The sequence below is a fragment of the Bacillus salipaludis genome, assembly GCF_030938565.1.
Taxonomy (GTDB): domain Bacteria; phylum Bacillota; class Bacilli; order Bacillales; family Cytobacillaceae; genus Neobacillus; species Neobacillus salipaludis_A.
On record NZ_JAVGVR010000001.1, the window covers coordinates 2198035 to 2218897 of the forward strand.

Here is a 20863-nt window from a genome sequence, read left to right on the forward strand (position 1 = left end):
GTGATACTGAATAACATGGATATGAGATAATTTTTGAATTATTTAAATCGAACTACTACGTTTATTATATAACAAAATTATATAAATTTCCTCCATTAAAACTTCAGGAAGCGTTTTCAAAGTTTGCAGGAAATTTCGTGAAGGTTGTAGAAACATATAATTATGGAGGGACTAAAGGGGTTTAGAAAGGGGTAATCATGTGCAAAAAATTTTAATAGCCAACAGGGGAGAGATTGCGCTTCGGATTATTAAAACCTGCCATGAGATGGGGATTGAAACAGTTGCTATTTATTCAGATGCCGATAAGGAAATGCCCTATGTTAAAGCCGCATCTAAGGCAGTGTATGTTGGTGAGCCTCCAGTTACTAAATCCTATCTGCAAGTTGAAAAAATTTTAGCTATTGCCAAAGAGGAAAAGGTGGATGCCATTCATCCTGGATATGGATTTTTATCCGAAAACAGCGGATTTGCCTTGAGAACAATTGAGGAAGGAATCATTTTTATTGGTCCAGAACCGAAAACCCTTGAGCTAATGGGGGATAAAATTGTTTCTCGGCAAACAATGGAACACGCTGGTGTTCCCGTGGTTCCGGGAAGCGCTCATGGATTAAAGACACTTGAAGATGCCTGCTCCTTAGCAGCAACAATTGGATACCCCATAATGCTGAAAGCAAGTGGTGGAGGCGGGGGAATCGGAATGGTGTTATGTGAAAATGAGCAAGCGCTCGGTAAAGCCTATGCATCGACAAAGTCGAGAGCAATGGCTTATTTTGGCTCAGATGAGGTTTTTATCGAAAAATATATTGCAAACGCAAGACACATTGAAATACAAGTTTTTGGTGACATACATGGAAATATCGTTCATTTATATGAAAGGGATTGTTCGATTCAAAGAAGACACCAAAAGGTGGTAGAGGAATCCCCGTCACCATTCCTTTCCAATGGAGTTCGTGAAAAAATGTATGATACAGCTGTTAAAGCAGCAAAAGCTGTTGACTACACTAATGCCGGGACAATTGAATTCATAGTAGATGAACAAGAAAATTTCTACTTTTTAGAAATGAATACGAGAATTCAGGTAGAACATCCTGTTACAGAAGAAATCACTGGACTAGACCTTGTTAGGTGGCAAATTTTGATTGCAGAGGGAGAAAAGCTTCCGAAAGTTCAATCTGAAATCACGTTAGAGGGGCATGCCATTGAATTCCGTCTTTATGCGGAAGACCCTGTACGTTTTTTGCCATCACCGGGTAAAATTGCAATTTTTGAGTGGGAAAGTGGGCAAGGTGTCCGGGTAGATGCCGGTTATGTAAGCGGAGGTACTATTACTCCTTTTTATGACCCAATGATAGCGAAATGTATTTTTCATGGTGATACTCGCGATCAAGCATTAATAATTGCAGAACGATTCTTTAAAAGCCTAAAAATTGATGGAATTAAAACAAACGCGCCGCTTTTCTTAAAAATACTGGCGAATGAAGATTTTAAAAAGGGTATCTATACAACAAATTTCTTAACAAAACAATTAAAAAACTAAGGAGAGAATGAGTATGAGAGAAATTACTGCTTCTATGGCTGGTACCATTTTAAATATTTTTGTTTCAAACGGTGAAAATGTGAAATTGGGGCAGGAGGTTTTAATGCTCGAATCAATGAAAATGGAAATCCCGATTGAAAGTCCCACAGAAGGAATTGTTAGAGAATGTAAAGTGAGCATTGGAGATTTTGTTAATGAAGGGGATGTTTTAATAGTAATTGAATAGCAGTTGATAAGGGGGGAGAACAATGGAAACACCTAATACGCTGAATAAACGATTGACCGAAAATCGTAAAAAAATTGAGTCTGGCGGGCTTAAAAAATATCACGAGAAGCTAAAAGAACAAAACAAGTTGTTTGTACGTGAGAGGCTTGTGTTATTGTTCGATGAAGGAATATATGAAGAAGACGGGAAATTTGCTAATTTCCAAGCGGGTGATCTACCGGCCGATGGGGTGGTTTGTGCGATTGGAAAGATAAACGGCCAAACTGTTTGTGTTATGGCAAATGATTCAACGATTAAAGCTGGATCTTGGGGAGCCCGCACGGTTGAAAAAATCATTCGTATTCAAGAAACCGCTGAAAAATTAAAGGTTCCATTACTTTATTTAGTTGACTCTGCTGGTGCGAGAATCACCGACCAGTTAGAGATGTTTCCAAATCGCCGCGGCGCCGGAAGGATTTTTCATAATCAAGTAAAGCTCTCCGGTATGATTCCGCAGGTTTGTATTCTTTTTGGGCCCTCAGCGGCAGGAGGGGCCTATATTCCGGCATTTTGCGATATCGTTATTATGGTGGATCAAAATGCTTCCATGTATCTTGGTTCGCCGCGCATGGCGGAAAAGGTGATCGGTGAGAAGGTAACCCTCGAAGAAATGGGTGGAGCCCGGATGCATTGTTCGGTAAGCGGCTGTGGCGATGTTCTTGCCTATAGTGAGGAGGAAGCGATAGAATCAGCAAAAAAATATATCGGGTATTTTCCGGCAAACTTTAAAGAAAGAACACAGTTAATTGCTGGAATTGTGCCAAAGGAAGGCCGTGAACTAGAAGAGATTATTCCGGAAAATCAAAATGCCCCGTTTGATATGTACCAATGTATTGACCGCTTAGTAGATGAGGGAAGTTTTTATGAGATTAAAAAGCTGTTTGCAGCGGAGCTTATCACGGGTCTGGCGCGAATCGACGGCAGGGCAGTTGGAATTATCGCCAATCAGCCAAAGGTAAAAGGGGGCGTCCTGTTTGTTGATTCTGCTGATAAAGCAGCAAAATTCATTCAACTATGTGATGCCTTCCATATTCCCTTATTGTTCCTTGCTGATGTCCCAGGCTTCATGATTGGAACAAAAGTAGAGCGAGCCGGAATTATCCGCCATGGGGCTAAATTAATTGCCGCAATGAGCTCGGCAACTGTTCCTAAAATTTCTGTCATTGTGAGAAAAGCATATGGTGCCGGACTTTATGCAATGGCTGGTCCTGCATTTGAGCCAGATTGCTGTATTGCTTTACCAACGGCACAAATTGCTGTAATGGGTCCGGAAGCAGCTGTAAATGCAGTTTATTCAAATAAAATAAACGAAATTGCCGATCCAAAAGAGAAAATCGCTTTTGTTCAGGAAAAGCACAAAGAATATAAAGAAAGTATTGATATCTATAAGCTTGCCTCGGAGTTAATTGTGGATGAAATTGTTGCCCCGGAGGAATTGCGGGATGTATTAGTTCAGCGTTTTGATTATTATGAGACAAAAGAATTAACATTCAGCGTTCGGAAACATCCGGTGTATCCAGTCTAAATAGAAATGCGGAAGCCCCTAGGCGCTGGAGCTAGACAGTACAAAGTCCCTTTTCACTTTTGATGAAAAGGGATTTTTCTTACCAAGTGAAAAACCTTCTGATAAAATAATAGAAAAGTGAAAAAATGAGGGATATGCTTGGAAATTGGAATTATTGGTGCCGGGTCACTTGGCCTATTATTTGCATCTTATTTGAGTCGTGTTTTTAAGGTTACACTTTATACACGAACAGAAGAACAAGCAATGGAAATTGAAAAAAACGGAATTATTTTAAAAAAGAACACTAATAGGGCTCAAGCCTTGGTTTGTGCTTTACCATTAAGTAAATGGGAAGGAACGGAAGATCTTATCATCATTACGGTAAAATCCTACCATCTAGAAGAGATTATTAAAAATATAAATAGACTATCAATAACTCCAAAAAACCTGTTATTTTTACAAAATGGAATGGGTCATTTAAAGCATTTAGAAACACTAACGGGAACACAGATTTTTGTCGGATCAGTTGAACATGGTGCATACAGGGAAAATGCTTTTACCGTCAGTCATAATGGAGAAGGCGTAACAAATGTTGCTGTCTTTCGCGGCGATACTTATGTGTTAACAGCATTAATCGAAGCCGGACCTAGTGAATTTCCAATCTTGATGAACGATGATTTTTACAAGATGCTGGTGAATAAATTAATTGTCAATTCGGTTATAAATCCATTAACAGCTATCCTTGGGGTGAAAAATGGTGAATTAATTAAAAATGAATATTATTTTAAAAATGTTGTTCATTTATTTAACGAAATCTCAATTCTATTAAATATAGAAAACCCTGATTTTCATTTGAAGAAAATAATCGATATTTGTCATAAAACAGCCGAAAATCGTTCTTCTATGCTAAAGGATATTGAAGCAAATCGAAAAACTGAAGTGGAAGCAATTTTAGGCTTCTTATCGGAAAAGGCAAATGAGGAGTTCAAAAAGGTTCCTTTAATTGAAAGTTTTTATCTCCTTTTAAAGGGGAAAGAGCTTGGAAAAGGTGGTTTGATATGATTACGTTTATTTCAACTGTTTTATCAGTCCTTTTCGTTTTACCGCCATTAGGATTTGTAGCGGCATATATTATATTTAGGATGATCACAAAGAATAAACGTAAATCTGTCCATAAGGCATTAGATTTTACAACCTTCTTATTTATTATTGCTGTTCATTTTTTAATCGTAACCATTTGGGGAAAATCGCTATTCTGGTTAATAATAATAGTGGTGATTCTAATTGCAATGACTTTTGCGGTGGTTCATTGGAAAATAAAAGGTGAAATTTTATTCGGTAAAGTGTTGAAGGGATTTTGGAGGTGCAATTTTATCGTCTTTTTCCTTTTTTACACGGCTCTTACATTTTATGGGTCAATTCATCGGGCCCTGACCTTTACCTTTTTTTCATAAATAATTTTGTTTTCAAGAATTTTCACAAGCAAAGTTTTTTTTGAAAAAGAGTGGTTAATGCTATACTCTTAAGGAATGAATATGGTTGATTAGAAAGGATGTACATAAATGGAGATTTTAAATCTCTCTTTACCGGCTGTAAACCGATTTGCTTCTAATTATTTGGAGCAGGCAGCTGATATACAATCATTTTTCCACTATCGTTATAATCAAATATCCGACGACCAGGATCGATTAACAGAGTTGAAAAATCGAAGCTTCCCCCGCGCAGAATTAACTGCACACATTAGAGAGTTCATGAAGAAATATCCCTCTTCAAAGGCAGTGGAAAATTCACTTGAAAAACTGTTAAATCCTAAAAGTGTAGTTGTCATTGGCGGGCAGCAGGCAGGAATACTAACGGGACCACTTTATTCGATACATAAAGTTATTTCCATCATTAAATTAGCTGAGCAAAAAGAGAGACAGCTTGGTGTACCTGTTATTCCTGTTTTTTGGATTGCCGGTGAGGATCATGATTTTCAGGAAGTAAATCACGTTTTTGTTCCGGTAGAAAACCGAATGGATAAATGGATTTATCCAGAGAAAGTTTTTCAAAAGAAAATGGTTTCTGATATTCACTTGGATAAAGATGTATGTCTTGCATGGGTACGAAATGTGATTGAAAACTTTGGTGAAACCAATCATACCAATCGTCTTATTGAATTTGCAGAAGAGCAAATAAGCAAATCGGATACGTTTGTAGACTTTTTTGCAAACATTGTCATGGAAATGTTTAAAGATTACGGCTTGTTAATTGTTGATTCAGGTGACCGATTTTTTCGCCAGATTCAAAAAGAATTTTTGACAGAACAAATTATTCATCATAACTCGATTACTTATTCTTTGCTAAAACAGCAGGATCTGATTAGTCAAAAGGGTTACCCGATAACGATTGAAGCACACGATCAGGCTGCGAATCTTTTCTATTGCGATGAAAGAATGAACGAACGAATTCTCCTGGAATACAATCTAGAAATAGACCGGTTTGTGGGGAAAAGTGGAGTCATCTCCTTTACAAAAGAAGAATTAGTGGAGATTGCAGCAAAAGATCCCGGCAGATTGAGCAATAATGTGGTAACAAGACCTTTAATGCAGGAATTACTTTTCCCAACCATTGCGTTCATTGCTGGCCCGGGGGAAATCTCTTATTGGGCAGAACTTAAGCATGTTTTTGAATTGTTTAATATGAAAATGCCCCCGATTGTGCCAAGGCTGAATATTACTCTGCTTGACCGCTCTGTTGAAACGGACATGAATGAGCTAAATTTAACTTTGTCTACTGTTTTAACCAAGGGGACAACAACCGACAAAGAATTGTTTCTTGACTCAATCAAAGATAAAGAAGCTGAAGAACTCTTCTTAGCAACAAAGGAACAATTGGCTTCGCAATACCGTCTGATTGAGGCAAAGACTGCCCAGCTTGATAAAGGACTTTTGCCATTATTAAAGAAAAATGAGAAAAAACTTGTAGAAGAAATTGAATTTATGCAAAAGAAACTAGATGATTCGGTAAAATTAAAACACGATGTCATCCTAAGAAAATATGGACGTGTGGATCTTTCATTAAGACCTGACGGGTTCCCGCAGGAGAGAACATGGAATGTGTTTTATTATTTAAATCAATATGGGCTTAATCTCATTAGTGATGTAATGCAATTAAGTTTTGAGTTTGATGGACGGCATAAAATAATTAAAATGTAGAAACTTCCCGTTTTGTGAAGTTTCTTTTTTTTGAGAAAAATTACAAGTTTTAAAGGGATTTTAAATCTTTAGAACGAATAGTAAAAATAAGTGGAGGAAAGTGGGGGAATGTGGTACATTTTATATAGAAAGTGGGGGTAGCGGGTATGTTCATGGGTGAATACCATCACAGCATCGATAATAAAGGCCGTATCATCGTGCCCTCCAAATTCCGTGATGATCTTGGTGAAATGTTCATTATCACGAGAGGTTTGGATCAATGTTTGTTTGGTTACCCATTAACAGAGTGGAAAGTGATAGAAGAAAAACTTAAAGGCTTACCACTAACTAAGAAAGATGCCCGTGCTTTTACTCGATTTTTCTTCTCAGGTGCAACTGAAAGCGAGTTGGACAAGCAAGGAAGGATTAATATTCCTGCCCCATTACTTCAATATGCAAAATTAGAAAAAGAATGTGTTGTCTTAGGTGTTTCCAATCGAATTGAGATCTGGAGCAAGCAGATTTGGGAAGACTATTTTGTGCAATCTGAGGATTCTTTTGCTGAGATTGCAGAAAATATGATTGGCTTTGATATATAATGGAAAAGTTATATAAACATAACTTATTATATATCGTTTGATTCGATAAGGAGAATTGGAAAATGTTTGAACATACAACTGTGTTATTAAACGAAGCGGTAGAAGGCTTAAATATCAAACCGGATGGTATTTACGTTGACTGTACATTAGGCGGAGCGGGCCATAGTGAGCTCATTCTTTCGAAATTAGGGGCAGAGGGAAGATTATTTGCCTTTGATCAGGATGAAGTGGCGATTGCCAATGCCAAAGAAAAGTTATCGTCTAATCTTGAAAAATTAACGATTATTAAAAGCAATTTTTTATATTTAAAAGATGAGCTCCAAGCCTTAGGAATTAAGAAAGTTGATGGTGTTCTTTATGATTTGGGAGTATCATCCCCACAGTTAGACACACCGGAAAGAGGATTCAGCTATCATCATGATGCTCCATTAGATATGAGAATGGATCGTGAAGCACACACTTCTGCCTATGATGTCGTTAATCACTGGGAATATGAAGATTTAGTCCGAATCTTTTTTCGCTATGGTGAAGAGAAATTTTCTAAGCAAATTGCAAGGAAAATTGAAGCAGCCCGAGAATCCAGACCAATTGAGACAACAGCGGAATTGGTTGAATTAATAAAGGACGCAATCCCTGCACCCGCCCGAAGAAAAGGCGGACATCCTGCCAAGAGGGTTTTTCAGGCGATAAGAATTGCAGTAAACGACGAATTATCCGTTTTTGAACAATCATTAAACCAAGCAATGGATATTTTAAATCCGGGAGGAAGAATCAGTGTGATTACCTTCCACTCATTAGAGGACCGAATTTGTAAGGCGGCATTTAAAAAAGCTAGCGTTGCCCCTGATTTACCCCATGGTTTACCGATTATTCCAGAACAATACAAACCAACGTTAAAATTAATCTCTCGAAAACCCATTCTTCCATCTGAAGAAGAACTCGAACAAAACAATCGTGCCCGATCTGCGAAGCTTCGTATTGCAGAAAAAATATAAAAAATTGCTGGAGGGGAAAAAATTTGAGTAATCTTGCCAGGAAATATCAAGAGCAGCAACAAGTGACTGAAACCGTTCAAGAAAAACTAATACAAAAAGTAAAAGCTAAGAAGTCCTGGCTTACACCCGGGGAAAAAGTACTCGGGATTGCGTTTGCCGGTATGGTTTGTTTTGGTGCTGTTCACATGATTTCGAACCAGTCGCAAATATGGCAGGTGAACAAATCGATTCAAGAAACTGAAACATCAATTGAGAAGCAAAAGAAAGTAAACAATGACTTAAAAGTACAAGTTAGCGAACTAAGTACGTATGAACGTATTTATGAAAAAGCAAAGGAAATGGGACTCGTTTTAAACGAAAATAACGTCAAGGTTGTGCAAAAATGATTAAGAAACAGCCCTATATGAATGTTGGAGCAGCCTGTTTATTTGGAATATTCGGCCTGCTCTTTTTTATATTGCTTTTCCGATATTTTTCAATCGAAATATCCGGGGAAGCTGCCGGTCAGCCGCTTGCAGCGAAGGCACAGAAAAAATATACAAGGGTCGGAACACTTGAAGCCTCCAGAGGGATTATTTATGATCGAAACGGAGAAGTCGTCGCAGAAGACACCGCTTCTTATACACTTCTTGCCATTTTAAGTAAAAAGATGACGACGGACCCGAAACATCCCATGCATGTTAAGGATCCGCATAAAACTGCAGAAGAATTGGCCAAATATATTGATATGGATGAGTCTGAGATTTATAGTAGATTAACCCAAAAATTGTTTGAAGTTCAATTTGGCTCTGCCGGAAAAGATATCTCGATTGAAACGAAAAGGAAAATTGAGGCTTTAAAGCTTCCGGGTATTACCTTTATCCCACAAATGAAGCGTTTCTATCCAAACGGGATATTTGCCTCTCATTTAGTAGGATATGCTGACCCTGATGAAAAAAAAGATAATAAAATAGTAGGACAGATGGGAATTGAGAAATCTCTAAATAATTACCTAACAGGCTCAAATGGAAAAATAAATTACGAAAGTGACTTATGGGGCTATATACTTCCGGATAAAAAGGAAAACATCACCCCTGCAAAGGATGGGGATGATGTTTATTTAACAATAGATCAGAAAATCCAAACATTTTTAGAAGATGCCATGAATAAGGTTGCAAAGGAATATAATCCGAAAAAAATTATTGCGATTGTAGCAGATCCGAAAACAGGTGATATTTTAGCGATGGGGCAGCGTCCGTCTTTTGACCCGAAAACGAAAGAAGGCATTACGGACAGCTGGCATAATGAAGCCATTGAAACCTCATATGAACCTGGTTCGACCATGAAGATTTTCACGCTTGCCGCAGCGGTGAATGAAGGGGTTTTCAACCCGAATGAATTGTATAAATCAGGATCCTATCAGGTTTCTCCAAGGTCACCGGCGATACATGATCATAATTATTCTGGCTGGGGAACCATCTCCTTTTTAGAAGGTTTGCAGCGTTCATCGAATGTTGCCTTCGCAAAAATAGCTCATGAAAAATTAGGCTTTGAGAAATTCCGAGAGTATTTAAGTAAATTCGGATTTGACCGGCCGACCGGAATCGATCTTCCCAATGAAGCATCAGGAAAAATTCAGTATAATTACCCAATCGAAAAAGTAACAACAGCCTTTGGACAAGGTACAGCGATAACACCAATTGAGCAAATTCAGGCAGCAACATCGATTGCCAATGATGGTAAAATGATGAAACCTCATGTAGTAGAGAAAATTGTCAATCACGATACCGGAAAAACGATTAAAGAAAACAAACCTGAAGTGGTATCCACACCAATAACTGCTGAAACCGCAAAAACTGTTCGTAATTATCTTGAAACAGTTGTTACTTCAAAAAATGGGACAGGCGGTCGCTACAAAATTGATGGATATAGCGTCGCTGGTAAAACCGGGACAGCGAATATCCCAAACCCAAATGGCGGGGGATATTTAACTGGTTCACAGAATTATATTTTCTCCTTTCTTGGAATGGCGCCAAAAAATGATCCGAAATTAATTGTTTATGTTGCAGTGCAACAGCCGCAAGTAGACAACTATGAATTTGGCTCACGCCCTGTTTCAGAGATTTTTAAACCGGTAATGAAAAATAGTTTGCAATACTTAAATATCCGTCCATCGAAACTTCAAAAGCCTAGTTCGATTAAGCTTGGAAATTTCACTGGTGATGCAATAACAGAAACTGTAAAAAATTTAAATAATCAAGGATTTAGTCCGATTGTGCTTGGAAAAGGACCGGAAGTAACCACCCAGCTTCCTAAAGCTGGAACAACCATTCTCGAAGGAGAAAAGGTTTTATTAGGTACGAAAGGTAAGATGTTTGCTCCTGATATGACAGGCTGGTCACTCCGTGATGTTATGCAGCTTGCAAAAATAGCGAATTTGAAGTTTAACGTTGCAGGCAGCGGGTATGTAGTGAAGCAGAATATTAGTCCTGGAGCTACGTTAAAAAAGGGAGATAATTTGATTGTACAATTGCAAACTCCCGAGCAGCAGTCAATAAACACAGAGGATGCCAGTCAAGAAAAAAAACCTGATCAAAATATTAGCGATTAAGGAAAACTCGCCCTTTCATCAAAGGGTGAGTTTTCTTATTTCTTAACGGTCTAATTTTTTTTGTACAAGCATATAAATGGAACGACCACACAAAGGAGGCTCGTTCAAAGTATGCGTGTTTCAAATGTAACTGTCCGTAAACGGTTAATGATTGCACTTTTCGTTGGAATACTTGTCTTTTTAATTATCGATGTCCGGCTTGGGTATGTACAGTTTGTTCTTGGTGATATGCTTACAGGAAAAGCCAAAGATTCGTGGAGCCGAAATATACCCTTTGAGCCTGAGCGAGGAGAGATTGTCGACCGAAATGGGGTCCCGCTTGCAACAAATGTCAGTGCTCCAACGGTTTGGGTTGTTCCAAGACAAATTAAAAACCCAGCGGAAACGGCTGAAAAACTTGCCTCCGTGCTAAATATAACTAAGGAAAAGGCATATAAAGAAATTACCCAAGGACAATCGATTGTCAGAATCAAAGAGGGAAGGAAAATATCCCATGAAAAGGCCAAAGAAATAAGGGCATTAGGTCTTGATGGAATCTATATTGGTGAGGATTCTAAACGCCATTACCCATATGGAAGCTATCTTTCTCATGTTCTTGGTTTTGCCGGAGTGGATAACCAGGGCCTGATGGGTCTTGAGAAGTATTATGATAAGGAACTTAGCGGGGACCGGGGTTCCGTAAAGTTTTATGCAAACGCAAAAGGACAGCGGATGAACGATATGGCGGATGATTATGAACCGCCTAAAAATGGTCTTAATTTAAAATTAACCATAGATACAAAGATCCAAACCATTGTGGAAAGGGAGTTAGATATTGCCGAGGCTAAGTATAATCCAGATGGAATTATAGCCATTGCTATGAACCCTAATAATGGAGAAATATTAGCAATGTCCAGCCGCCCTACATTTAATCCTTCTAATTTTAGAAATGTTTCGCAGGAGGTTTACAACCGGAATCTTCCAGTATGGTCAACCTATGAGCCTGGTTCTACCTTTAAGATTATTACCCTTGCTGCTGCACTAGAAGAGGGAAAGGTGAATTTAGAGAAGGATCAATTTCATGATCCTGGATATGTTACCGTTGCGGGGGCGAGGCTGAGATGCTGGAAGCGCGGAGGGCATGGCAGTGAAACATTTTTACAGGTTGTACAAAATTCATGTAACCCTGGATTTGTAGAATTAGGAGAGCGTTTAGGTAAAGATACATTGTTTAAATATATAAAGGATTTCGGATTTGGCCAAAAGACAGGAATTGATTTACAAGGAGAAGGTACAGGGATTTTATTTAATTTAAATCGGGTCGGTCCGGTTGAATTAGCGACTACGGCATTTGGCCAAGGGGTATCAGTTACCCCCATTCAACAGGTTACAGCGGTTGCGGCGGCTATTAACGGAGGAATTTTGTATAAACCGTATATTGCGAAAGAGATTGATGATCCTTTAACAAATGAAGTAGTTATGAGAAATTCACCCGTAGCAAAACGAAGAGTGATTTCTGAGGCAACGTCTAAAAAGGTTCGCAATGCACTTGAAAGTGTTGTTGCTCAAGGGACTGGTGGTAAAGCATTTGTTGACTCTTATCGAATTGGCGGTAAGACAGGGACGGCCCAAAAAGCACAAAATGGACGTTATCTAGAAAATAATCATATTGTTTCCTTTATAGGGTTTGCGCCAGCGGATGACCCGCAGCTAGTTGTTTATGTGGCTGTCGATAATCCGAAGGGAGTTGTTCAATTCGGGGGTCAGGTTACAGCGCCAATAGTTGGAAATATCATGAAGGATAGTTTGCGAGCCATGGGGGTTGAGCCACGTAAAAACCAAATTGAAAAGAAAAAGGCTTGGGATGATGTCCCGGTAATTGAACTGCCTGACCTGGTTGGATTGACAAAAAGTGAAATTGGCGAACAAATGATCAATTTGAAAATTGATGCAAGTGGTGAAGGTGATACAGTGGTAAGGCAATCCCCTGCACCGGGAACAAAATTAAAAGAGGGTTCGAAAATTAGACTTTATTTTGGCAATGGTGAATAGAATTAAAAGTAATGGGGTAGGCGGCTGGAATATGTATTCTGCCGCCTATTTTTCCGCTGCAATTAATGGTAGAATGGAATTTGGTTTTATTTTCATGTAAAATAAGAAAAGCTGATGCGCCTGGTTAGTCCTAAAAGCAACCTTAAGGGCTGGGCACTGGAGCTGGAATACTCGAAGTAGAATATTTTAACCTTCTTCAAATTAGGCAGCCATGTACTTCCTGGTCATGAGAGGATTTGAGAGAACATGAAGCTACAAAATCTACTTGAATATTTGCATTCATTAGTCCCTTATTCGGGCGCCGATCCGGAAATTTCATCGATTGAAAACGATAGCCGTAAGGTGCAAAAGGGAAGTTTATTTATTTGTATTAAAGGCTACACAGTGGATGGTCATGATTATGCAAAAGCCGCTGTTATGAATGGTGCAGCCGCTGTTCTTGCCGAAAAAATACTTCCGCTTGATGTACCGGTTATTTTAGTAAAGGATACTCATCGTGCCATGGCGGTCCTTGCCGATGCCTATTACGGGCAGCCATCGAAAAAAATGCATTTAATTGGCATTACCGGAACGAACGGGAAAACCACCACTAGTCATTTAATTGAAAAGATTTTTGCAGATGCGGGGAAGAAAACTGGCTTGATTGGAACGATGTATACAAAAATTGGTGATAGGACAATTGAAACCAAAAATACGACCCCTGATAGTCTGACATTGCAAAAAAATTTTCAGCAAATGGTCAAGGCCGATGTTGAACTAGCGGTAATGGAGGTTTCTTCCCATGCTTTAGATATGGGAAGGGTCCATGGCTGTGATTATGATGTTGCGGTTTTTACGAATTTATCCCAGGATCATCTTGATTACCATAAAACCATGGAAGATTACCATCGGGCAAAATGCTTGCTATTTTCCCAGCTCGGAAATACCTTTGAAAAAAGCAAACCGAAATTTGCCATTTTGAATGCAGATGAGCCTGCTTCGGTATTATTTGAAAAATCTACGGCTGCGCATGTCATTACATACGGGATTAACAACCATGCGGATATCCGGGCGGAAAATATTCAAATGAAGTCCTTTGGCACAAGCTTCGAATTAATCATTAACAAGGAAAGATATCCGGTTAAAATGCAGCTCTTAGGGAAATTCAATGTGTATAATGTGTTAGCAAGCGTTTCAGCTTCAATCGTTTCAGCCGTGCCCATAACGCAAATTATCCAGTCAATTCAAAGTATTAAAGGAGTGGCGGGAAGATTTGAACTAGTTGATAAAGGTCAAAACTTTACAATCATCGTTGATTATGCGCATACACCTGACAGCTTGGAAAATGTTTTGAAGACAGTCCGGCAATTCGCCCAGAAAAAAATATTTGTCGTTGTTGGCTGTGGGGGTGACCGGGACCGCACGAAAAGACCTCTGATGGCTCAAATTGCCTGCAAATTTGCGACAGACCCGATATTTACATCAGATAATCCAAGAAGTGAGGATCCAATGGCCATACTTAATGATATGGTTTCAGGAGTACAAGGTTTAAGCTTTGAAGTTATACCCGACAGAAAAATGGCAATTGAAGCAGCAGTTGAACGTGCATCTGAAGGTGATGTAATTCTTATTGCCGGTAAAGGTCATGAAACCTATCAAATTATTGGTAGCAAGGTATATGATTTTGATGACCGGCTTGTAGCTCAAGATGCACTCAAGGGGAGATAGGAGATGTATTTAGTTTATAATGATGTTGCCAATTTCATTCATGAAGTTCGGGGCGCCCATGATCCCACTCTAACTTTTTATACGGTAACGGACCAATCAGCGGCAATTCAGCCGAAAGGGATTTTTGTACCACTCAGTGAAGAATCAGGTGAACTAAAAGAGGCACTTGCCAATGGGGCAATCGCTGCCATTTGGGATAAAGAAAAACAGCTGCCGCGCTATACTCCGAACCACTTTCCGGTTTTTCTTGTGGAAGATCCGGAGGAAGCTTTGCGGATGATCCTACAACACTATATAGATAAATTAGATGGAGAAACAGAAAAAACAATGAATATAACAAAATTTGATTTTTTAAAGAAAAAACTTCTTAACAAAAATAAACAAACATATGATATTGCTGTGATGTTGAATGAATTATCAGATAAGTTAAATGTAGCTGATGAAGGAAGGAGGGGATAAAATGCTGGAGCAAGTTATTTTATTTACTATCATTATGGCATTTCTAATTTCTGTATTGTTATCTCCCATTTTTATCCCTTTCTTAAGAAGGTTAAAATTTGGACAAAGCATTCGTGAAGAAGGCCCGAAATCCCATCAAAAGAAAACAGGTACACCGACAATGGGCGGGATTATGATCTTATTCTCAATTATTATTACCACTCTAGTGATGACCGGAAAGTTTTCTGCGCCAACCGTAAAAACCTATTTGCTTTTACTAGTGACATTCGGCTTTGGCTTACTCGGTTTCCTTGATGATTTTATCAAGGTGGTATTAAAGCGAAATTTAGGGTTAACGTCCAGACAAAAACTTTTGGGACAAATCATTATTTCAGTCATTTTTTATTTTGTTTATAAACAAAATGATTTTCCGACGGAGATTACTTTACCTTTTGGAGATTACTCCTTTGATTTAGGTTGGTTCTATGTCTTTTTCATTATTTTTTGGCTTGTAGGTTTTTCCAATGCAGTCAATTTAACAGATGGACTTGATGGGTTAGTATCGGGTACAGCGGCCATTGCTTTTGGTGCATATGCTGTACTGGCCTGGAATCAATCGCAGGTAGAGGTAGCGATTTTTTCCGTTGCAATTGTTGGAGCAGTGTTAGGATTTTTAGTTTTTAATGCGCATCCTGCTAAGGTTTTTATGGGAGATACTGGTTCGCTTGCATTAGGCGGGGCGATTGCCGCTATTGCCATTTTAACGAAGCTTGAAATTCTGCTCATCATTATTGGCGGCGTATTCGTCATTGAGACCTTATCAGTTATTCTGCAAGTCATTTCTTTTAAAACAACAGGGAAGCGGATTTTTCGGATGAGCCCGTTGCATCACCATTATGAATTAGCCGGCTGGTCTGAATGGCGAGTTGTTGTTACTTTTTGGAGTGTAGGACTAATATTAGCGATTCTTGGAATCTATATCGAGGTGTGGTTGTAATTGAAACAGATTGAGACGTATCGTCATAAAAAGATTCTTGTTCTTGGACTTGCAAAAAGCGGGGTGACCGCTGCTGCACTCTTACATAAGCTTGGGGCATTTGTAACGGTAAATGATCGAAAGCCATTATCGGAAAACCCTGAAGCACGTGGATTGTTGGAAGAAGGGATCAAAGTTATTTGCGGTGACCATCCTGTAGAGCTTCTTGATGATGGGTTTGAACTAATTGTTAAAAACCCAGGAATTCCTTATAACAATCCAATCATTGAAGGGGCTCTTGAAAAAGGGATCTCTGTCATTACGGAGGTTGAATTGGCTTACCAAATTTCCGAAGCGCCGTTTATTGGGATTACCGGTACAAATGGAAAAACGACGACCACAACTCTAGTTTATGAAATGCTGAAGGAGGGACAAAAGCAGCCGCTGATTGCCGGTAATATTGGAACAGTGGCTTCAGGCGTAGCAGAAGAGGCGACGAAAGAAAATACGATTGTCATCGAGTTATCTTCCTTTCAGTTAATGGGGATTGAGGCATTCACTCCTAAAATTGCAATTATCACAAATATTTATGATGCTCATTTGGATTATCATGGCTCAAGGAAAGAATATATAAAGGCAAAAGCAAATATAACAAAAAATCAAACCGAAAATGATTATTTAATCGTTAATTATGATCAAGAAGATACGATGGAAATTGCCCGTCATTCCGGGGCTAAAATTATTCCATTTTCCACGAAAAGTGAATTATCTGAAGGGGCTTATCTTTGTGGTGAATGGATTTGTTTTAACGGTGAAAAAGTGATGGAAGTGAAAGATATTGCCCTGCCTGGTGTACATAATCTTGAAAATATTTTATCTGCGCTTGTCGCAGCCAAACTTACCGGGGTGGACAATCTCGCCATTCAAGAAGTACTCAAAACATTTACAGGAGTAAAACATCGTCTGCAATATGTTAGTGAAATAAACGGACGTAAATTTTATAACGATTCAAAAGCTACCAATATTTTAGCTACAGTAAATGCATTAGCTGCTTTCAAAACTCCTGTTATTTTATTAGCAGGTGGTTTGGACAGAGGAAATGAATTTGATGAACTGATTCCCTATTTAAGGAATGTTAAAGCGTTAATAACGTTTGGTCAAACTGCTCCGAAGCTTGAACGTGTAGCGAAAGAGGCTGGAATAAAAATGATGAAGCGTGTCGATAATGTTGGAGAAGCCGTGCCTGTGGCTTATCAGTATTCCCAATCAGGTGACGTTATTTTGTTATCTCCTGCATGCGCCAGCTGGGATCAATATAAAACTTTTGAAGTAAGGGGAGACATTTTTATCGAAGCCGTGCATAAGCTTAAGTAAGGGCTTGTCCAAAGGGAAGCGCAAGGCGCCTATCGGCCGCTAGCGCTAGACAATCATAGTGTTCTCCACCGAGGTTCGCTATAAGCCCTAAAACTGGTAGTTGAGGTGTTTAGTGGTGCCGACAAAGAGAACAACCCCTGATTTTATTTTGATGATTGTAACCTTCACGCTTCTTGCCATTGGGCTGATAATGGTTTACAGTGCCAGCGCTGTATGGGCAGAATATAAATTTCATGATTCCTTCTTCTTTGCAAAAAGACAAACCCTATTTGCAGGGGTAGGAATCGCTGCAATGTTTTTCATTATGAACATCAATTATTGGACTTGGAGGACATGGGCAAAAACGATCGTAATTGTTTGTTTTGTTTTATTGGTCCTTGTTTTGATCCCTGGGATTGGTAATGTTCGAAATGGTTCAAGAAGCTGGATTGGCGTAGGCGCATTTTCAATTCAGCCATCTGAATTCATGAAGCTGGCAATGATTGCCTTTTTAGCGAAGTACTTATCTGAACGGCAGAAATTTATTACTTCCTTCAAAAAAGGGCTTATCCCTTCACTTGGACTTGCATTTATTGCTTTTGCCATGATAATGCTCCAGCCCGATCTTGGGACGGGGACAGTAATGATAGGAACTTGTGTGGTGATGATTTTTGTTGCTGGTGCCCGAATTAGTCACTTTACTTTTTTAGGACTGCTGGGGGTTGCAGGATTCGTTGGGTTGATTGCTTCGGCCCCTTATCGTATTAAGCGGATTACCTCTTTCCTTGATCCTTGGTCTGACCCACTTGGAAGCGGTTTTCAAATCATCCAATCGCTGCTTGCGATTGGTCCGGGTGGTTTGTTTGGATTGGGTCTTGGTCAAAGCCGGCAAAAGTTTTTCTACCTGCCGGAACCGCAAACAGACTTTATCTTTGCGATTCTTTCTGAAGAGCTCGGATTTATCGGCGGTTCATTTATCCTATTGCTGTTTGCATTGCTCCTTGGAGGGGGATTCGAATCGCACTGGGTGCTCCGGACTTGTACGGAAGCTTCCTAGCTGTTGGAATTATTGCAATGGTTGCGATTCAAGTTATGATCAATATCGGTGTAGTCACAGGACTGATGCCGGTTACGGGTATTACACTGCCATTCCTAAGCTATGGAGGGTCATCGCTGACCTTAATGTTAATGGCTATTGGTGTTCTATTAAATATTAGCCGTTATTCAAGATATTAATTAGATGCCCTGTTTTAATAACAGGGTATTTTTCACTATAAGGCAACTAAGCCCCTATCTTCAACTGACGGCTCGCCAATCGGCGAGTTTTCTTTACATTTACATAACATTCTTTTATCAATGACTTTATTTTATAGATTTTTATAGTAGAATGAGGAAGGTAATTACGTAGGCAGCAATTATTAATGAGGTGTATTTATGAAGATAGTTGTCAGCGGAGGCGGAACGGGAGGACATATTTATCCTGCACTTGCCCTTATAAGAGAAATTCAAAAACAGACAAAAGATGCGGAATTTTTATACATAGGAACGAAAAATGGTTTAGAGAGCAATCTTGTCCCAAGAGAAAAAATTCCTTTTAAATCAATTCATATTACCGGGTTTCGGAGAAAAATCTCCTTTGAAAATATTAAAACAATTTTTCGATTCTTCAAAGGAACACGAGATAGCAAAAAGATCTTGAAAGAGTTTAAACCGGACGTTGTGATTGGAACGGGAGGCTATGTTTGTGGTCCCGTCGTATATGCAGCCGCAAAACTTGGGATTCCATCCATTATTCATGAACAAAACAGCGTTCCAGGTTTGACCAATAAGTTTCTAAGCCGTTATGTGAATAAAATTGCCATTTGCTTTCATGAAGCGAAAGAATATTTTCCTATAGATAAGGTTGTTTTTACTGGCAACCCCCGGGCATCAGAAGTGATTGGCCAAGATGGGGTGAAAGGAAGATTATCAGCCGGCTTAAGTGCAACCGCTCCTTCCGTACTTATTTTTGGCGGAAGCCGTGGTGCTAAACCGATTAATGATGCGGTTGTAAAAGCATTATCTGAATTTGGCAGTAAATCATATCAGGTTTTGTATATAACCGGTGATGTGCATTTTGAGGATGTAAAAAAAGAAGTGGAGTTAATCGGTAATCCAAGTAATGTCATCATTAAGCCGTTTATTCATAATATGCCCGAAGTACTCTCAGGAATTGATTTAGTAGTATCAAGGGCAGGTGCTACCACGTTAGCAGAGCTTACTTCACTTGGGATTCCAAGTATTCTTGTCCCAAGTCCATATGTTACCAATAATCATCAGGAAAAGAATGCAAGATCATTGAGCGAAAATGGTGCAGCAAAAATATTGCTAGAAAAAGATTTGAATAGCAAGAGTCTCGTTGGAAGCATTGACCAAATTTTATTAAACAAGGAAAAACTGAAAGACATGAAGGCCAAAGCGAAGAAAATCGGCGTTCCAGATTCCGCCAACAGACTTTATGATTTAATAAAAAGTTTGAGCTAGATACCATAGTTTATTAATTTAAGCGGAAGGCACGAGACCCATGCGGCGGAGTACGGAACTGGGGAGACCCCACAGGCGCTTCAACGGCCGAGGAGGCTCCCCGGAACGCCCACGGAAAGCGAGAGCCTGGAGCGTAAATGAGTTTATACAACTAATAAAAAAACTAACAAACGAAAAACTAAGGTAGCCCAAATTCACTTTAAGCATAAATTGTATAAAAAAGGTTTAGAAAGTCAGGGTGATTAAGTGAACGAAATAATTAAACAATTGAAGGAATTAGACATTGGAAAAGTAAAACAAAACGAACTGCTAGCAAACCATACCACCATCAAAATAGGCGGTCCAGCCGATTTATTTATTGAACCCTCTTCAACTGAAAATTTAATAAAAGTAATGGAATTAGTCCGTAAGCATCAATTCCCATGGAGGGCAATCGGTCGTGGTTCCAATCTTTTAGTTTCTGATAAGGGAATTGAAGGTGTGGTAATTAAACTAGGTACCGGCTTAGATCAACTTACTGTTAAGGATTCTGAAATTAGAGTCGGCGGCGGCTATTCACTTGTAAGCTTAGCTACAAAAATTAGTAAAATGGGTTTAACAGGCCTTGAATTTGCGAGTGGAATTCCAGGTTCTGTCGGCGGGGCAGTTTATATGAATGCAGGAGCACATGGATCGGACATTAGTAAAATATTATCGAAAGCCCTCATTCTTTTCGAAAATGGAACAATGGAATGGCTCTCAAACGAAGAAATGGAATTTACCTATCGAACATCTGTACTACAAAAGAAACGTCCGGGAATTGTGGTCGAGGCTGTTTTCCAACTTGAATCGGGAGAAAAAACAAGCATTGTTTCACAGATGCAAAAAAATAAGGATTACCGAAAAGAAACACAGCCATGGAATTTTCCTTGCGCGGGAAGTATTTTTCGGAATCCTCTTCCAAACTATGCCGGAAAGTTAATCGAAGTGGCTGGATTAAAGGGGCATAGCATAGGCGGGGCCAAAATCTCAGAAATGCATGGCAATTTTATTGTCAATGCTGGAAATGCAACAGCTGGTGATGTCCTTGCTTTAATACAATATGTAAAGGACACGATTTATAGCTTATATGAAGTTAAAATGGAAACAGAAGTAGAAATCATTGGCAGAAAATAGAAAAAGTGATATGT

17 protein-coding genes and 1 pseudogene are annotated in these 20863 nt (G+C 39.1%); all 18 read left to right on the top strand.

Translation table 11 applies throughout. The annotated features are described in order from the left end of the window. Window positions 1-199: 199 nt before the first annotated feature. The 18 genes and pseudogenes from RCG21_RS10910 (at window position 200) to murB (ending at window position 20849) form a co-directional block, all read left to right on the top strand. On the top strand, window positions 200-1537 hold the full coding sequence (locus RCG21_RS10910) for an acetyl-CoA carboxylase biotin carboxylase subunit (protein ID WP_133332532.1): 1338 nt from the start codon (window positions 200-202) through the stop codon (window positions 1535-1537). Between the two features lie 13 nt (window positions 1538-1550). Next, window positions 1551-1763, top strand: a complete 213-nt coding sequence (locus RCG21_RS10915; protein ID WP_133332531.1) for a biotin/lipoyl-containing protein — start codon at window positions 1551-1553, stop codon at window positions 1761-1763. Between the two features lie 22 nt (window positions 1764-1785). Next, window positions 1786-3327: an acyl-CoA carboxylase subunit beta gene (locus tag RCG21_RS10920; protein WP_308913159.1), complete on the top strand. Its 1542-nt coding sequence runs from the start codon at window positions 1786-1788 to the stop codon at window positions 3325-3327. Window positions 3328-3465: 138 nt separating this feature from the next. After that, window positions 3466-4368: a 2-dehydropantoate 2-reductase gene (locus RCG21_RS10925; RefSeq protein ID WP_308913160.1), complete on the top strand. Its 903-nt coding sequence runs from the start codon at window positions 3466-3468 to the stop codon at window positions 4366-4368. Next, the gene (locus RCG21_RS10930) at window positions 4365-4760 is read left to right on the top strand and encodes a DUF3397 domain-containing protein (RefSeq protein WP_133332528.1); all 396 of its coding nucleotides are present in this window, start codon (window positions 4365-4367) and stop codon (window positions 4758-4760) included. The genes RCG21_RS10925 and RCG21_RS10930 overlap by 4 nt, the downstream gene beginning before the upstream one ends. Before the next feature lie 108 nt (window positions 4761-4868). After that, the gene (gene bshC / locus RCG21_RS10935) at window positions 4869-6503 is read left to right on the top strand and encodes a bacillithiol biosynthesis cysteine-adding enzyme BshC (protein ID WP_133332527.1); all 1635 of its coding nucleotides are present in this window, start codon (window positions 4869-4871) and stop codon (window positions 6501-6503) included. 146 nt (window positions 6504-6649) lie between these two features. Next, window positions 6650-7081, top strand: a complete 432-nt coding sequence (mraZ, locus tag RCG21_RS10940; RefSeq protein ID WP_026574786.1) for a division/cell wall cluster transcriptional repressor MraZ — start codon at window positions 6650-6652, stop codon at window positions 7079-7081. Between the two features lie 62 nt (window positions 7082-7143). Continuing rightward, entirely contained in the window at window positions 7144-8076 is a 933-nt protein-coding gene (gene rsmH / locus RCG21_RS10945) for a 16S rRNA (cytosine(1402)-N(4))-methyltransferase RsmH (RefSeq protein WP_133332526.1), read from the top strand. Between the two features lie 23 nt (window positions 8077-8099). Continuing rightward, window positions 8100-8462, top strand: a complete 363-nt coding sequence (gene ftsL, locus RCG21_RS10950) for a cell division protein FtsL (RefSeq protein WP_133332525.1) — start codon at window positions 8100-8102, stop codon at window positions 8460-8462. Next, window positions 8459-10666, top strand: a complete 2208-nt coding sequence (locus tag RCG21_RS10955; protein WP_133332524.1) for a penicillin-binding protein — start codon at window positions 8459-8461, stop codon at window positions 10664-10666. Before ftsL ends, RCG21_RS10955 begins: the two co-directional genes overlap by 4 nt. A 111-nt stretch (window positions 10667-10777) precedes the next feature. Next, window positions 10778-12697: a stage V sporulation protein D gene (locus RCG21_RS10960; RefSeq protein WP_133332523.1), complete on the top strand. Its 1920-nt coding sequence runs from the start codon at window positions 10778-10780 to the stop codon at window positions 12695-12697. Between the two features lie 246 nt (window positions 12698-12943). Beyond that, window positions 12944-14404: a UDP-N-acetylmuramoyl-L-alanyl-D-glutamate--2,6-diaminopimelate ligase gene (locus RCG21_RS10965; RefSeq protein ID WP_308913161.1), complete on the top strand. Its 1461-nt coding sequence runs from the start codon at window positions 12944-12946 to the stop codon at window positions 14402-14404. Between the two features lie 3 nt (window positions 14405-14407). After that, the gene (locus RCG21_RS10970) at window positions 14408-14863 is read left to right on the top strand and encodes a hypothetical protein (protein WP_133332521.1); all 456 of its coding nucleotides are present in this window, start codon (window positions 14408-14410) and stop codon (window positions 14861-14863) included. A gap of 1 nt (window position 14864) precedes the next feature. Next, entirely contained in the window at window positions 14865-15839 is a 975-nt protein-coding gene (mraY, locus tag RCG21_RS10975) for a phospho-N-acetylmuramoyl-pentapeptide-transferase (protein WP_026574792.1), read from the top strand. Beyond that, complete coding sequence (murD, locus tag RCG21_RS10980) at window positions 15840-17192, top strand: UDP-N-acetylmuramoyl-L-alanine--D-glutamate ligase (protein ID WP_308913162.1); 1353 nt, start codon at window positions 15840-15842, stop codon at window positions 17190-17192. A gap of 115 nt (window positions 17193-17307) precedes the next feature. Beyond that, window positions 17308-18407, top strand: a pseudogene (spoVE, locus tag RCG21_RS10985) (stage V sporulation protein E). A 198-nt stretch (window positions 18408-18605) separates the two neighbouring features. Further along, complete coding sequence (gene murG / locus RCG21_RS10990) at window positions 18606-19694, top strand: undecaprenyldiphospho-muramoylpentapeptide beta-N-acetylglucosaminyltransferase (RefSeq protein ID WP_308913163.1); 1089 nt, start codon at window positions 18606-18608, stop codon at window positions 19692-19694. 246 nt (window positions 19695-19940) lie between these two features. Then, window positions 19941-20849 carry a UDP-N-acetylmuramate dehydrogenase gene (gene murB, locus RCG21_RS10995; RefSeq protein WP_133332518.1) on the top strand — a complete coding sequence of 303 codons (909 nt, stop codon included), beginning with the start codon at window positions 19941-19943 and terminating at the stop codon, window positions 20847-20849. The last annotated feature ends 14 nt before the right edge of the window (window positions 20850-20863 follow it).